Here is a 15,372-nt window from a genome sequence, read left to right as displayed (position 1 = left end):
TGCTGATGAAGTTATTTTGTAACGGTCACCGCGGCGCCTTCGCTGAGGTTGATCTGGCCGGTCGTCACCACCGTTTCACCCGCTTTCAGGCCGCCGAGTACTTCCACATTGTCGCCCACTTCGCGGCCCACTTCGATCTTGCGCTGCTTGGCCACATTGCCTTCCACCACGTACACATACGGGTTACGCACGCTTTCCACGAGGGCGCTGCGCGGGATTAGGAGCGACTGCGCGCTGCTTTTTTGCTGGAATTCCACACTCACGAATGTACCCGCTTTCAGTTCCGTCGAGTTTTTCACCGTAATTTCCACCGGATAGTTGTGCGACTCGTCGCCTTGCGGAGCGATGTAGGAAATCACGCCATCGATCTTTTTACCAGGGAAAATGCTGGTGCTCACCGCCACGTGCTGGCCTTCTTTGAGCTTGTACACATCATTTTCATTGATCATCACCTGCACTTTCAGGCGCGATACATCCAGGATGGTCCCCAGCGAAGTGCCCACGTTCACAAACTCGCCCGGCTCGATGTTCTTCTTCACAATGCGGCCGCTGATCGGCGCCTGAATGGACGCGTCGCTGATCTGCTGTTTGATCTGCTCGGCCTGGTTCAATGCATTGTCGTAGTTGTACTTGGTATCGTTCACCTGAACTTCGGTGGCTGCATTACCTGCCAAAAGCTTGTTGTAGCGGTCGGTGTCTTTCTTCAATTTATTAATATTGAGTTCCGTAGCTTCGAGCGACAGCTCTTTCAGCTTGCTGTCCACTTTCACGATCGTCGCGCCTTGCTGTACGTGCGAGCCGAGTTCATATTTCACAGAAAGCACTTTACCGGCTGCGGTGGCCATGATTTCCGCTTCTTTATATGGAATGAGGCTACCCGTGCGGATCAGTTGCTGATCCGCGCTGCCTTCCTTCACGGCCATGGCCGTTACCGGAATGGTAACGTTTTTATTGTCGGGCATTTTCTTCTTCTCGTCGATCTTAGCCTTGTTGGCGACCAATCTTACGCCGATCAAAACGCCGATGAGGACGATGGAACCGATGATGATGAGTTTTCTTTTCATGGGAAAAATTCAATGTTGAATGACTGAATGATTGAATGACTGAATGTCAAGCGAGTGAATGTTTATTGATGAAGTGTATTTATGGCAATGCTGTGTAAAAAGTATTAAGACTGCCTTGTGACTGCTCCAAGCCGAGTTTGGCCTGGTAGTAGCTCAGCATCGAGTTGATGTAGTTGCTTTGCGACTCTTTGTAGGACGTTTCGGCGTTGAGGAGGTCGGTGAGCGGAACGGTGCCTTCTTTATATTGAAGGGTCGTTACGTCGTAGACTTCTTTCGCGAGGTTCACGTTATTTTCGTCGCTGGCCAGGTTGGATTTCGCTTTTTGAAGCTGGGTCAATGCGTTGCTGTTCTGCAATTCGTAGTTCTGCACATTCAGTTTCAGCTGCTCTTTCTGCGTCATCAGGTTCAAATCGGCCTGCTTGAATTGGGCATCGCGGCGGAAGCTGTCGAAAATCGGAATGCTCAGTTTCAAACCGATGGCGCCGTAGCTGAACCAGTTGCCCCAGGAAGTACCCAGGTCGTTGCCCAACGCCTGCACGCCATAACGGCCGTAAACCGACACTTTGGGGAGGTAACCGGCCTTGATGCGCGCTTTTTCCAGCTCCTGCAACTCCATGTTCAGGTTTTGTATTTTAAAATCCGTCAGGTTGGAAGCCTCGAACGCGCCCGGTTCCACGAGCTTGAATGGCTGTTCCAGCGGATTGTCTGCCAAAACCAACGGTTCGGTCAGCGGCATGCCCATCTGGAATTTAAGCTGGTTTTCGGAAAGCGTGAGATTACTTTCGGCGAGTGTGAGTTGTGATTTGATGTTATTCAAATTCACCTGCGTGCGGTCGTAATCCACTTTCTTGATCACGCCATTGTCGAGTTGCAGCTTCAATGTACCCAGGATCTGACTCGTTTTATCCAGATTATCCTTCAAAAGCGCGATCTGCTGCTGGGTTACAAACACCTGGTAATAAGCATTGGCGACATTATATATGATCGTTTCCTTCGTCCGCTGCGAGTTCAGCACTGCATTTTGCTGGTTAGGCTTGTTGGCCTTAATGCCGATCAGCATCGCCTGGTCGAACACCACCTGGTCTACCTGGGCCGATGCATTGCTCTGGTATTTGGTACCCAGCGCCACGCGACGGTCTTCCCCGCCAAACAATGCGCCCGGCAGCACGGTCGATTGCAGTTTCAGGTTATCGTCGAGCGAGGCATTACCCGCCACTTGCGGCAGATAACCCGCAAGCGCCTCTCGTCCTTGCTGAACGGCCGTACTTTCCTTATACTGGGCTATTTTGACATTCCCGTTGTTCTTGATCCCGTATGCAATGCAATCCTTCAAAGTCAGGCTCGTTTGAGCCCAGCCCGGCGCCACCGAGGCGGCTGCGACCATGATTGCTGCGATCCATTTACTTTTCATTTTCTGACGAGTTGTTGATTTGTGGCTAATGGTAGATAGTTGATACCTCTACTGGTGATATGTCAACTATTTATTTAAAAATTTTTATTTGTCTACTACTTTCACGACGCGGTCCAGGTAACCCAGGAACGTATCCCATTCCTGCTCGCTAAAATGCTCCATAATCTGATTGTTGAATGCGATAGCCAGCGACTGAATGCGCTCGCAGACAAACTTGCCGCTCGGCGTCAGTGAAATCAGGTTCTTTCTTTTGTCCTCAATATCACTTTCAATTTTCAGGAAACCATCCTTATGCAATGTCTGCACAGAACGCTGGATTCCCGCTTTATCTTTTTGCAAAATATTGGCAATGTCCTGCTGCGTTCGCGCCTGTTCCTGGAAATATACAACCATCAGAATAGGAAGCTGCTCGGCCAGCACGGGTATCCCCTCATTGACCAGCTCGGCATTCATTTTCTTGAAAACAGTTTTCGTGACAGCCCCCAGTTTGAACTGCAATGAGTTCTTCAATTCTTCCCGAAGGTTCTGCCAGCTATCTATGTTTGCGCTCATGATGATACAAAGGTAAAATGTGTTGATATGTCAACCAAATTTCAGATGAAAAAGTTTTTGATAACAGGATTAATGGTTGAATGCGTTGGATGAATGGCTAACAAAAAGAGCGGCGACATCGTTTGATGCCGCCGCTCTCCTGTTTTTCGAAGTATTCTACTTGCCCAGTGTCTTGAAAAGCGAGCCTTTCGTCACCTTGTCCGTGAGCGCCATACCGTTGATGATCGCGAGCTCATCCAGCTTATTATCAGGCTGGTTCGCATCTTTCAGCGCGTCGCGCAGTGTGCCGTCGCGCTGCACGGTTTTGATGCGGATACGCTCCGGCTGGCGGTTGAGAATATTGCCATCCGAAACGGATTTGAAGCCCTGCGCTACCGAGCGGAACTGTCCGGCATTCGCCGCGAAGTTACCCGCCGCAGCCACGCCGTGGATCGCGTAAATATTGCCGCCGTACTGGATCAGCCACGTCGCCACCTGGATCGTATTTGCCGTTGCTGCCGCAGCCTGTCCATTCGCACCCTGCTCCACCTGCTGCGACGTCATCACGATCGCGGGGTTGCCATTAATAGTGGCCTTTTCATTGTCAATCACTTTCAAACCGTAGTTTTTCACCACTGTCTGCGCGGCTTCTTCCAACCTTTTGCCTTGCGCGAGCGTGAACAGCATCATTGATTTACCGTCTTTGGCGGCCATCTGAAACTGCGCCGGGGAGTTTTCATACTGCCAGCCGCTCGGCACCGGGAACTGGAATTTCAGCGACGGGTGGTAAAACGTGTTGTTCTCCACAAATCCCTGCTGCGGATCATTACCATATATAATGCCGTCGATTTTGCGCAGGTACGCATCACGGTTCACATTGTATTTGCCCGGATGCTCGGTCTGGTATTGCGTTGCCAGCTTGCTCACCTTCGACATACGGTCGCCCGGATCGGGGTGGGTAGACTGGAAAGTAGGAATAGACTGTCCGGCCTTTTCAGAGATGCGTTTCAGTGTACCAAAGAAATCGGCCATCTCTTTCGCATCGTACCCGATTTTGCTTGAATAATCCACCCCGATTTTATCCGATTCGGTCTCGTGATCGCGGCTGTAACTCAAAAAGAGCAAGCCCAATGCCTGCTGCGCCTGCTCGCCCATGGCGCGGACCTGCGGCGAGAGGATCATCCCGGCCGCCAGACCTACCTGACCAAAAATCTGGGAAGTTTGCTGACGCGCCGAGTGGCGGGCGGTAATGTGGCCGATTTCGTGGCCTAGTACCCCGGCGAATTCTGCTTCATTATTGAAATGCGCCATAATTCCCCGTGTAAAGTATACGTAACCGCCAGGCACCGCAAATGCATTCACGACGGGCGAGTCTACGATGAAGAATTTGTAGGGCAATTCCGGCCGGTGGGAAATTTTGGCCATCGCCATCCCCTTTTCATTGATGAAGGATTGCAGGTTTTTATCATCGTAAATGCCCATTGTTGCCACAATAGACGGGTGCGATTCGGCTCCGAGCGCTTTTTCCTTTTCTTCGGACATGAAGACGATCTCTTTTTTGCCCGTCACCGGATTTTTAGAACAGCCTGCGAGCATTCCAGCCGCCACAACTGCCGGCAGAATGCGAAATGCGTATTTCATTTTCATATTAGTGTGAAAATTACTAGTTAGAAGGAGTTGCCAAAATTAAACGTTGTTGTCAACTTTTATGCAAAGAATCATGCCAATTCGCGCATTGAGCGATCGGCCGCTGGCTTTTATCAATAGGCGTTCCAAAACTGGCGTCGTGCTGCCGTTCAAAAATATTTTCCATTCCCAAGGCATATTCCATAAATTACGCCTTAGTCCACAATTCAAGCGGAACAGATATTTTATACAAACCCGACCTGACGCCCGTACATGCCTCATTTTACAGCACTATGAGTTTTAAAAAAATCACATATAGCGCGCTTCCATCCTTGCTTGCCCGACTAGATTTTCTGGGACTGTTCGAGAAAGACCCATTCGGCAATTTACTGACAATCAAACGATTATTAATCTTCATACTGGGCTGGTTTACCTATTACCGGTACACGGCCGTCAATAAGATCCGCATTACCGGCACCGAGCATTTAATGGACCTTCCCGATCAGGGCGTGCTTTTCCTGTCCAACCATCAAACCTATTTCGCGGACGTCATCGCATTTTTCCACATTTTTTGTGCCGTGAAATGGGGCTACAAAGACACCATGTCGCCACCGTTTTACCTCTTTTCGCCCCGTGCAAGAATGTATTACGTGGCCGCCGCCGAGACGATGCGTGGCGGACTTTTACCCAAAATATTCAGCATGGGCGGCGCCATTACCATCGAGCGCTCGTGGCGGGCAAATGGCGAGGATGTGAAACGCCAGCTCGACACCTCCGCCCAGGACCGCATTGGCGAGGGCTTGCAGCATGGCTGGGTGGTGAGCTTCCCGCAAGGCACCACCAAACCGTACGCCCCTGTACGCAAAGGCACCGCGCATTTGATCAGCGAGCACCACCCAATCGTCATCCCGGTCGTGATCAACGGTTTCAGAAGGGCATTTGATAAAAAAGGATTACGTTTCAAGAAGCGAAACACGAAGCTCACTGTGCAGTTCAAGCCGCCCATGCATTTCCTGCCGGGCGAATCGGTTGAGCAAATGGTCGCACGCGTCACGCAGGCGATCGAACAGGAGGCGCCGGGAGAGGTTTCGCCGGGCGACGCTTCGCCAAATGGAGATGCACAGCCGACAAACATCTAGCATGGTACGGCTTTTTTGATACCACACATTATGGGAAAGAAAGTACTGATCACCGGCGGCACCGGGCTGATAGGCAAGCGGCTGACGCAAATGCTCCTCGAAAAAGGTTATGAAGTGGCATTTCTGAGCCGGAAAAAGGCCACCATTCCATCCGTTCAGGTTTTTGAATGGGATATTTCAAAGGGATACATCGAAGAGGGCGCGCTCGACAATGTGCATTTCCTCGTGCATCTGGCCGGTACCAATGTAGGCGAAGGCCGCTGGACCGAAGAACGCAAAAAAGACATCCTCGCCAGCCGCACGGAATCCATTAAACTCATAGCCAAAAAGCTCGCGCACGCACCCAACAAGCCCGTCGCATTCGCCTCGGCATCGGGCATCAGCTACTACGGCCAGGATACCGGCGATCAGAAAAACACCGAATCCACGCCCGCAGGCCATGATTTTCTCTCGCACGTGAGCGTTGAATGGGAGAAAGCCGCCGATGAAATTGCCGCGTTGGGCATTCGTACGGTAAAGCTCCGCACGGGCATTGTGATCAGCAAGGAAGGCGGCGCGATCCCGAAAATTGCATTACCCGCCCGCTTCGGCGTGGGCGCGCCGCTAGGCTCGGGAAAGCAGTGGATTTCGTGGATTCACCTCGATGATATGTGCAAAATGTATATCGAAGCGCTCGAAAACGAAAACTGGCAAGGTGCATATAATGCCGTAGCCGCGCCGCCAGTGACCAACGAAGGCCTCACCAAAGCGATCTGCAAAGTCCTCCACCGCCCCCAATGGTTCCCAAATGTACCAGCATTTGCATTGAAGCTTGTTTTTGGCGAAATGTCAGCAGTGGTGCTGGGCGGCAATTATGTAATTAATGAAAGAATTGAACGCGAAACCGGGTTTCAATACCAATATGGCGAGCTTGAAGCGGCGTTGAAAGCGGAATTGGTTTGAAAACTTCGGCTGTCGGCTGTCGGCGATCGGCTGTCGGCTTTCAGTAGTCAGCGCCCAGCAACCGGAAACCGCTGTCGCCTGTCCGGCACATCGCAAGGCCGAAAGCCGACAGCCGACAGCCGAAGTAAAATCACTCCTCCTCGTCACTCTCCAACTCCTCTTCGTCAATCGTCAGCACCTGTGCGGTTTCGAGCCATTTTTCCCGTTGGAGTTGTGCCTTAAAATCATCCAGCACGTTCAGTTGCACATTGCCATTGCTGAAAACCGACATTTGCAAGCCTACGAATGCAAGCGCCTCGTTCAGGCGGTCTTCGAGCGGCGTGGCAGTAAAAATGCAGTCATGCCAGTACCATTCCAGCGATTCGCCGGCTACTTCCTCTACAATATTGATATAATCCTGAACCGTGTAACCGATAAATGGCTTGCCGAAACGCACCCATAGCAGGCGCATCACATCGTCCAGCGACTGGGTGTGGTTGGTTTTTTTCCTCAAATACAAATCCAGAATGAGCGCTACCAATGCACCCTTGTGGTACACCGACACTTTACGGTTCGGGATGCCCTTTTCGTAGCCATCCAACCAAAGGTCGAACGACGATTCGGCCAGCGATTGCGCGGCGTGGGCGCTGCTTTCGAAATGGCGCTTCATATACACCTGCAATTCCTTGATGTAGGTTTCGTCGTTGAACACGCCGGCCCGTTTCAGGAACAAGTCGCCATAGTAAGTCGTGCAGCCTTCGGCCACAAAGCAGGTTTGGAAATAGTTTTCTTTGGTAAAATCATAGGGTAACAGCTCCGCAGGACGAATGCGGATGATATTCCAGGCATGGAAAAGCTCGTGCGAGCTCACGCCGAGGAGGTCGGCATACAGGCCTTCGCCCTCATCGTCTGGGCCGAGCACCACCATCGTCGAGTTCTGGTGCTCCACGCCGTGGTAGAATGCGGTGGGTAAAATGAGGTTCAGGAAATGGTAGTCTTTTTCCGGGAATTCCTGCATCATCGCGATCTGCTCGCGGGAAAAGCGGCGGAAATCGCGCTCGATGCGGCGCCAGTTAGGTTTCAGGTTGCCGTGCATCCATATTTTAAACTGCACGCCGCGGACTTCGTAGTCGCACTGCTGTAAGGTTGCCGAGGCGAGCATCGGGCTGTCGACCAGCTGATAAAAATCCCTGGCCGATAATGCATTCTTACCAGCCGATGGCAAACCGCACGCGATTTGGTATCCTTCGGGCAAATCCAGCTCCACGTGGTAAGGCTCCGTCATGCGGCCTTCGGTGTACATGCAGAAGTTGACGAAATTGAGATACCACAATCCCTCGTCCACATAGCTGCTGCCCGCATTTTGAATGGCTGCGTAGTAAGTATAATGTATCCGGACCTCGTTTTCGCCCGCCGTTCCAACGCGCCAGCGGTCTTTGGTTACTTTATGCAAAGGCAGTTTGTGACCAGCGGGTGAGGTCGCTTCGATAAATTGAATATTTTTGGCAAAATTTTGAAGCTCATACCGCCCGGGCCGCCACGCAGGCAGCTGGATCTCGATGTGATCGCTGGTGATTTCGGGGATGGTGTAGGTAATGTCGAGAAAACGGGATTGCGGGTCAGGTACGGAAACGTAATAATGCATAAGCGAAACGCGTGGTGTTAAGAGGAGCCGGAAGCGCAGTTTGGAGAAGACCAAAAACAGAAGTTCCTACGTTACCAGTTACAATATTATAAAACAAACGATTTTCAGATGAAAAGCAAAATCCTCCTGCCAGTGATGTTTCTGCTGGCGGTTTTGATCAGTCCTTCCCTGATGGCGCAAGACGAATACTACCGTCCCGACTCCCTTCGCAAGGAGCAGCCGGAAAGAAAGGAAGTCCCTCCCATTGAAAGAAACCCCCAGGACCAGAAGCCGGTGCTGGCGGAAAAGAAGAAGCTGGAAGATTTTAAGGATAAGAAATTCATCGAAAGGCTCCGTCTCGGCGGGAGTTTCGGGCTAAGCCTTGGAACGGTAACAAACATCAACGTTTCGCCGATGGCGGGATATGAGCTGACTGAAAAACTCGTAGGCGGCGTAGGTGCGACAATCATGTATTTCCGCTATAAATATTATGATATCAACACGGCTTACTACGGCGGGCGCGCGTTTCTGATGTACAATGTGATCCCCGTCGTCAACATCATCGGCGAATTTGAGGCGATGAATGTCGTAGGATCTTACCAAAAACGGCAGTGGCTCGGCTCACCGATGGCCGGGGCATCCTATTCGCAGCCTATTGGGGGGAAATTTATCAAAGCAGTGCATTTAACGGCCTTGTATAATTTCAGCTACGACAGCCAGATCGACAAATACAGCGGCCAGAACCTGTCGCCTTACGGCAGCCCGTTCGTTTTCAGGGTAACATTCCTGTAAAAAGGCTCAGGCCTGATTTTTAAGTCTTCATTTGAACTAACCATTCAGATGAAGACTTTTTATTCAATACTAACTTCAACTATGGAAAATCCCGTATTAATTTTTGGCGCCGGCGACGTAGGTATGCAGGCCCTCGATATTTTCAGAAGAAATAATGTACTCGTTTACGGCTTCCTCGACGACCATGCGGAGCTGCACGGCCGGGAGTTCGGCGAAGTGAGCGTGCTCGGCAATACCGACGACACGAGCTACCTGAACATCATCGGTTCCAAATGTGAGGCATTCATCGCGATCGGCGAGCGCTCGGTACGTGAAAGGCTGGTGGAATCGCTGAACGAAGAATACAAAAATATGCCCGTGAATGCGATCCACGACACCGCGGTGATTTCCGGCATGGCGTCCATCGGCCACGGTAACCTTATTGCAGCCCGGGCGACCATCGGCGCGCGGACGGTGGTAGGGCATCATTGCCTGGTACAAACAGGGGCAATTATTGACACCGCGGCCATTGTGGGCGATTTTGTGACTATCGGGGCAGGAGCAGTTATCAACGACCGCGTGACTTTGGGCGACGGCGTGTTCATCGGCTCCGGCGCGGTGATTGTGGCAGGCATTCAGGTGGGCAAGAATGCGCGCATCGGTGCGGGCTCGGTGGTGGTGGAGAATGTGCCCGCAGGAGCGACCTATTTTGGCAATCCGGCACGGAAAATCTGACAGACCACCGGAATAGCAGCGGGATGGCAACAATTTTCCCGCCCAATGTTTTTTATTAAACTGAAACACATTACCTTTGCACTCCTTTTGACAGAAAAAGTGAAAGAGCTAAGTAAATACAACATAGACATTTACGGTTTGGAAGACAAACAGTATGACTATGATATGGAATCCGGCGATGCTTTTTTTGAGGAAATGGAGCAGGATCTGATCGAGCACGGGCAGTTCAAAACGCACGTGACGCTCAACAAATCGGCAACGATGATCCAGCTTCGTTTTCATACCGAGGGAAGCGTGACCCTTGCCTGTGACCGCACACTCGAACCGTTCGAAGAACCGATTGATTCCGACGAACGCATTATATTAAAGTTCGGCGATCACAACGAGGAGCTGACGGAAGAGATTGAGATCATCAGCCGTAACACCAACAGGATCAATGTAGCGCGTTACGTTTTCGACTTTATCGCGTTGTCGCTCCCGGTCAAAAAGCTCCATCCGAGCCTGCGCACCGAGGAAGACGAGTTTGACCTGGAAGATGATGAGGAAGAAGGAACGCTGGTGTATACCTCGGGAGAAACGGAGGAAGGGGAAGAAGGGGAGGAAGAAGAAAAGATCGATCCTCGCTGGGAAGCCTTGAAGAATTTGAAAAAATAACAACAACCAGGGATTTTAATCCCTGGAACATAAATAGTAAATAACAATAGACCAAAAATATCATGGCACATCCTAAGCGGAGACATTCCAGCACCCGTCGCGATTCACGCAGAGCGCACGATTTCCTTACCGGAAAGCAGTTGGGAACTGATGCTACAACCGGAGAAATCCACCAATTGCACCGTGCACACGTTCACGAAGGCAACCTGGTTTACAGAGGTAAGGTAGTAGTTGAAAACTACACCAAAACGGTTTAGTTTCAGTCGATGAGCAATTCAATTTCGCAGCAGCCCTATAAAAGTTGTTGCGAAATTCTTTTTTACTGCGGCACATCTGCTAAATTTACACCTTCGGTTTCTAACTTATTTGTCAAAATAACAGCGTGTAAATGAAAATTGCGGTAGATGCTATGGGGGGAGATTTAGCTCCGCAAGCAATTGTTGAAGGGGTGATCCAAGCCTCTTCTGAGCTACCATCCGAGGCGAGAATCGTTTTAATTGGCCGGGAAAACGTGATCTGGGATATTTTCAACCAGCACAACTTTACGCCTACTAATGTTGACGTCGTTCACGCAGAAGATGTAATCGAGATGGGGGAACATCCTACCAAAGCCCTTTCTCAAAAACCGAATTCCAGCATTGGAGTAGGTTTTAAACTTCTGAAAGAAAAAGAGGTAGATATATTCTGCAGTGCAGGAAATACAGGTGCCATGCACGTGGGCGCCCTTTTCAGCATTAAAGCCATTGAAGGTATTCTTCGTCCGGCCATCGCAGGACTTGTGCCACAGGTTGGTGGCGGCTATGCCGTGATGCTCGACATCGGTGCCAATGCCGATTGCAAGCCGGAAGTCCTTTCGCAGTTCGGCGAGATCGGCTCGATCTTCGCACAGCATACTTTCCAGATCGACAAGCCGCGTGTTGCACTGATGAATATCGGGGAAGAAGAGCAAAAAGGCTCCCTCACTTCGCAGGCCACCTATCCCCTGCTGCAACAAAACAAGCGCATCAATTTTATCGGAAATATCGAAGGGAAAGATCTCTTCACTAACAAGGCCGACGTGATTGTAACCGACGGCTTTACCGGCAATATTTTGTTTAAACTCGGAGAATCTCTTTACGAGATATCAAAGAAAAGAGGTTTCCAGGACGATTTTATCGACCAGACGAACTACGAATCCATCGGAGGCAGTCCTATTATCGGGGTGAATGGAAATGTGATGATCGCACACGGGGTATCAACGCCGCTGGCCATCAAGAATATGGTTGACTGGGCCTATAAACAGGTGAAATCAAAAGCTTACCTGCACATCGCCCAGGCATTGAGCTAACAACGAATGCTGACAACCACATGACTATGAGAAAACTGAAACTGTCCTATTTTACCAAATCTATTCGGATTTTGAATAGTTGATTTATCATGACCCATATTAAAGCCTCTATAACAGGAATACAAGGGTATGTGCCTGATTATGTGCTGACTAATGCAGAATTGGAAACAATGGTGGCAACGAACGACGAATGGATCGTTAGCCGCACAGGTATCAAAGAAAGACGTATTCTGAAAGGCGAAGGTTTAGGAAGTTCACATATGGGTGCCGAGGCTGTAAAGGGATTGCTCGCCAAAACCAATACAAAGCCCGAGGAAATCGACCTGCTCATCTGCGCTACTACCACACCCGATTTTGTATTCCCCTGCACGGCCAACCTCATCTGCGACATGGTGGGCATCCGTAACATCGGAAGTTTCGACATCCAGGCAGCCTGCTCGGGTTTTATTTATGCATTGACACTCGGCTCGCAATTCATCGAGACGGGAAAATATAAAAAGGTGATCGTCGTAGGTTCGGATAAAATGTCCGCGATCGTCGACTACACCGACCGCAAGACCTGTATCCTTTTCGGCGACGGCGCCGGCGCTGTGCTGCTCGAACCGGACACCGAAGGAAACGGCATTATCGACTCGATTATCAAATCGGACGGTGCGGGGTATCCCTACCTCAACCAGAAAGCGGGAGGAAGCCGCTACCCGCCTACCCACGAAACGGTAGATAACAGGCTGCATTACGTTTACCAGGATGGTGCGCAGGTTTTCAAATTTGCCGTAACCAATATGGCCGACATTGCGGCCGATATTATGGAGCGCAACGGGCTTACCAGCGAAAATACCGCGTGGCTCGTCCCTCACCAGGCCAACCGCCGGATCATCGAGGCTACCGCCAACCGGATGGGCGTAGGGATGGATAAGGTGATGATGAATATTCACAAGTACGGTAACACCACGGCAGCGACCATTCCCTTGTGCCTGTGGGACTATGAATCACAACTCAAAAAAGGGGATAACCTGATACTCGCCGCATTCGGCGGAGGCTTTACCTGGGGCGCCATGTACCTCAAATGGGGTTACGACGCCTAGGCATGTGATTTTCAATAAAGCATTATTATACAATTCATTAGCATAAAAATGGCAACTACTGCAGATTTGCGTAACGGTTTGGTGATCCATTTCAATCATGATCTTTTTCAGGTGATTGAATTCCAACACGTGAAACCCGGAAAAGGCAACGCGTTCGTTCGTACCAAACTGAAAAGCCTTACTAGCGGCAAAGTTCTGGACAATACATTCTCATCAGGCGCAGGCATTACGCCCGTGCGTGTGGAGCGTCACAAATTCCAGTTCCTATATAAAGATGAAGTTGGCTACAACTTCATGAACTCCGAGACATTCGACCAGGTATTGATCGACGAAAAGCTGGTGACCAACGCCGACCTTATGAAAGAGGGCCAGGAAGTTGAAATCCTGATCAATACTGAAACGGATGCAGCGCTGATCTGCGAATTACCTCCGTTTGTCGAGCTGACTGTTACTTACTCGGAGCCGGGCTTGAAAGGCGACACCGCCAACTCGCCTAAGAAAGCGATCGAGGTAGAGACTGGCGCCCGGATTATGGTTCCTTTGTTCATCGAAGAAGGCCAGAAAATCAAAGTTGACACACGCACATACGATTACGTAGAAAGGGTTAAATCTTAATTAAATGGAAACCAGAGAAATCCAAAAACTAATTGACTTCATTGCCCAGTCGGGATTGGATGAAGTGAATATTGAAACTACCGATCTGAAAATCAAGGTAAAACGCTACGGCGCTGCACCGGTGGTATCGTACACTGCTGCACCAGTTGCAGCACCTGCACCTGCTATCGCTCCTGCGGCACCCGCGGCAGCGGCACCGGCAGCTTCGGCAGAACCAGCGGTTTCCAAAGAAACGGCTTCTTCGAACCTCATCACCATCAAATCACCAATGATCGGTACATTCTACCGCGCATCGAGCCCTGAAACGCCTGCTTTCGTCAACATTGGCGACGAGATCAAACCCGGCAAGGTGGTATGCGTGATTGAAGCGATGAAACTGTTCAACGAAATCGAATCCGAAGTATCAGGTAAAATCGTGAAGATTTTGGTTGAAAACGCAACTCCGGTAGAATTCGACCAGCCATTGTTCCTGGTTGAACCTGCATAACGCAGCGAACAAAAACTCACTGAAATTTCATGTTTAAAAAGATACTCATTGCTAACCGGGGCGAAATCGCCCTGCGTGTTATCAGGACTTGTCGTGAAATGGGCATCAAAACTGTCGCAGTTTACTCGACAGCCGATCGCGACAGCCTTCACGTGCGGTTTGCCGACGAGGCCGTTTGTATCGGTCCTCCGCCCAGCAGGCAATCGTACCTGAGCATCCAGAATATCATTTCGGCAGCGGAAGTAACCGGCGCGGACGCGATCCACCCGGGTTACGGATTCTTGTCCGAAAATGCTGAATTCTCGCAAATCTGCGCCGATTACGGCATCAAGTTCATCGGAGCCACCGCCGCCCAGATCAACGGAATGGGCGACAAAGCTACCGCCAAAGCGACGATGATCGCAGCCGGCGTGCCGGTAGTTCCCGGTTCGGAAGGCTTGCTAGAATCATTGGAGCAAGGCAAAGAACTCGCAGAAGGCATCGGCTACCCCGTGATCGTGAAAGCGACGGCGGGCGGCGGCGGACGCGGAATGCGCGTGATCAACAAGCCCGAAGAATTCGAAAAAGCGTGGAACGACGCCCGTACGGAATCTGCGGCTGCATTCGGTAACGACGGCCTTTACCTCGAAAAATTCGTGGAAGAGCCCCGTCACATCGAAATCCAGATCATCGGCGACCAATTCGGTAAAGTGTGCCACCTCTCGGAACGCGATTGCTCGATCCAGCGTCGTCACCAGAAGCTGGTAGAAGAAACGCCCTCTCCGATCATCACGCCCGAATTGCGTGAGCGCATGGGTGCGGCGGCCATCAAAGGCGCTCAGGCAATCGGCTACGAAGGAGCCGGCACCATCGAGTTCCTCGTGGACAAGCACGGTGATTTCTATTTCATGGAAATGAACACGCGTATCCAGGTAGAACACCCGATTACGGAAGAAGTCACTGATTTTGACCTTATTAAGGAGCAAATTAAAGTAGCCGCAGGCGAGCCGATCTCCGGAACGAACTATACGCCGAAGCTTTACGCGATGGAATGCCGTATCAATGCAGAAGATCCAGGCAATGGATTCCGTCCCGCACCCGGCAAAATCACCAACCTGCATTTCCCCGGCGGGCACGGCGTACGCATCGACAGCCACGTATACAGCGGCTACACCATCCCGCCGAACTACGACTCGATGATCGCGAAACTGATCGTCAGCGGCCAGTCACGCGAAGAAGTGCTCACCCGCATGAAGCGTGCATTGCAGGAATTTGTGATTGAAGGAATTAAAACCACGATCCCATTCCACATTAAGCTCATGGATGATCCTGGCTTCAAATCGGGGAACTTCACTACGAAATACTTGGAGTCGTTTGATTTTTCTGTTTTGAAATAATCTCGA

16 protein-coding genes are annotated in these 15,372 nt (G+C 50.7%); 11 read left to right on the top strand and 5 right to left on the bottom strand.

The genetic code is table 11. The annotated features are described in order from the left end of the window. Window positions 1-11: 11 nt before the first annotated feature. The 4 genes from DFER_RS20710 to DFER_RS20695 form a co-directional block, all read right to left on the bottom strand. Window positions 12-1,064, bottom strand: coding sequence for an efflux RND transporter periplasmic adaptor subunit (locus DFER_RS20710; RefSeq protein WP_015813609.1), 1,053 nt, complete (start codon window positions 1,062-1,064; stop codon window positions 12-14). A 79-nt stretch (window positions 1,065-1,143) separates the two neighbouring features. Further along, the gene (locus DFER_RS20705) at window positions 1,144-2,475 is read right to left on the bottom strand and encodes a TolC family protein (RefSeq protein WP_015813608.1); all 1,332 of its coding nucleotides are present in this window, start codon (window positions 2,473-2,475) and stop codon (window positions 1,144-1,146) included. A gap of 84 nt (window positions 2,476-2,559) precedes the next feature. Then, a complete protein-coding gene (locus DFER_RS20700; protein WP_015813607.1) occupies window positions 2,560-3,027 on the bottom strand; it encodes a MarR family winged helix-turn-helix transcriptional regulator in 468 nt (155 codons plus the stop codon). Window positions 3,028-3,183: 156 nt separating this feature from the next. After that, window positions 3,184-4,653, bottom strand: a complete 1,470-nt coding sequence (locus DFER_RS20695) for a M48 family metalloprotease (protein ID WP_015813606.1) — start codon at window positions 4,651-4,653, stop codon at window positions 3,184-3,186. A 272-nt stretch (window positions 4,654-4,925) separates the two neighbouring features. Between DFER_RS20695 and DFER_RS20690 the strand changes: the two genes are divergently transcribed. Next, the gene (locus tag DFER_RS20690) at window positions 4,926-5,771 is read left to right on the top strand and encodes a lysophospholipid acyltransferase family protein (protein WP_015813605.1); all 846 of its coding nucleotides are present in this window, start codon (window positions 4,926-4,928) and stop codon (window positions 5,769-5,771) included. A gap of 30 nt (window positions 5,772-5,801) precedes the next feature. Further along, window positions 5,802-6,713 carry a TIGR01777 family oxidoreductase gene (locus DFER_RS20685; protein ID WP_015813604.1) on the top strand — a complete coding sequence of 304 codons (912 nt, stop codon included), beginning with the start codon at window positions 5,802-5,804 and terminating at the stop codon, window positions 6,711-6,713. Between the two features lie 130 nt (window positions 6,714-6,843). On the opposite strand, the gene DFER_RS20680 is transcribed toward DFER_RS20685, so the two are convergent. Beyond that, a complete protein-coding gene (locus tag DFER_RS20680; RefSeq protein ID WP_015813603.1) occupies window positions 6,844-8,337 on the bottom strand; it encodes a M61 family metallopeptidase in 1,494 nt (497 codons plus the stop codon). A gap of 108 nt (window positions 8,338-8,445) precedes the next feature. On the opposite strand from DFER_RS20680, the gene DFER_RS20675 reads away from it, so the two are divergent. The 9 genes from DFER_RS20675 (at window position 8,446) to accC (ending at window position 15,366) form a co-directional block, all read left to right on the top strand. Then, window positions 8,446-9,108 carry a hypothetical protein gene (locus tag DFER_RS20675; protein ID WP_015813602.1) on the top strand — a complete coding sequence of 221 codons (663 nt, stop codon included), beginning with the start codon at window positions 8,446-8,448 and terminating at the stop codon, window positions 9,106-9,108. Window positions 9,109-9,189: 81 nt separating this feature from the next. Then, window positions 9,190-9,822, top strand: a complete 633-nt coding sequence (locus DFER_RS20670; protein WP_015813601.1) for an acetyltransferase — start codon at window positions 9,190-9,192, stop codon at window positions 9,820-9,822. A gap of 45 nt (window positions 9,823-9,867) precedes the next feature. Beyond that, window positions 9,868-10,476, top strand: coding sequence for a YceD family protein (locus DFER_RS20665; RefSeq protein WP_015813600.1), 609 nt, complete (start codon window positions 9,868-9,870; stop codon window positions 10,474-10,476). A gap of 62 nt (window positions 10,477-10,538) precedes the next feature. Then, a complete protein-coding gene (rpmF, locus tag DFER_RS29665) occupies window positions 10,539-10,733 on the top strand; it encodes a 50S ribosomal protein L32 (protein ID WP_015813599.1) in 195 nt (64 codons plus the stop codon). 131 nt (window positions 10,734-10,864) lie between these two features. Continuing rightward, entirely contained in the window at window positions 10,865-11,803 is a 939-nt protein-coding gene (plsX, locus tag DFER_RS20660) for a phosphate acyltransferase PlsX (RefSeq protein ID WP_015813598.1), read from the top strand. Between the two features lie 89 nt (window positions 11,804-11,892). Then, window positions 11,893-12,888: a beta-ketoacyl-ACP synthase III gene (locus tag DFER_RS20655; protein ID WP_015813597.1), complete on the top strand. Its 996-nt coding sequence runs from the start codon at window positions 11,893-11,895 to the stop codon at window positions 12,886-12,888. Window positions 12,889-12,936: 48 nt separating this feature from the next. Further along, window positions 12,937-13,503: an elongation factor P gene (gene efp / locus DFER_RS20650; RefSeq protein ID WP_015813596.1), complete on the top strand. Its 567-nt coding sequence runs from the start codon at window positions 12,937-12,939 to the stop codon at window positions 13,501-13,503. A 4-nt stretch (window positions 13,504-13,507) separates the two neighbouring features. After that, a complete protein-coding gene (gene accB / locus DFER_RS20645) occupies window positions 13,508-13,990 on the top strand; it encodes an acetyl-CoA carboxylase biotin carboxyl carrier protein (RefSeq protein WP_015813595.1) in 483 nt (160 codons plus the stop codon). 29 nt (window positions 13,991-14,019) lie between these two features. Beyond that, window positions 14,020-15,366, top strand: coding sequence for an acetyl-CoA carboxylase biotin carboxylase subunit (accC, locus tag DFER_RS20640; protein WP_015813594.1), 1,347 nt, complete (start codon window positions 14,020-14,022; stop codon window positions 15,364-15,366). Window positions 15,367-15,372 lie beyond the last annotated feature (6 nt).

The sequence above is a fragment of the Dyadobacter fermentans DSM 18053 genome, from assembly GCF_000023125.1.
Lineage (GTDB): Bacteria > Bacteroidota > Bacteroidia > Cytophagales > Spirosomataceae > Dyadobacter > Dyadobacter fermentans.
This window is presented reverse-complemented; position numbering and strand designations above follow the sequence as displayed.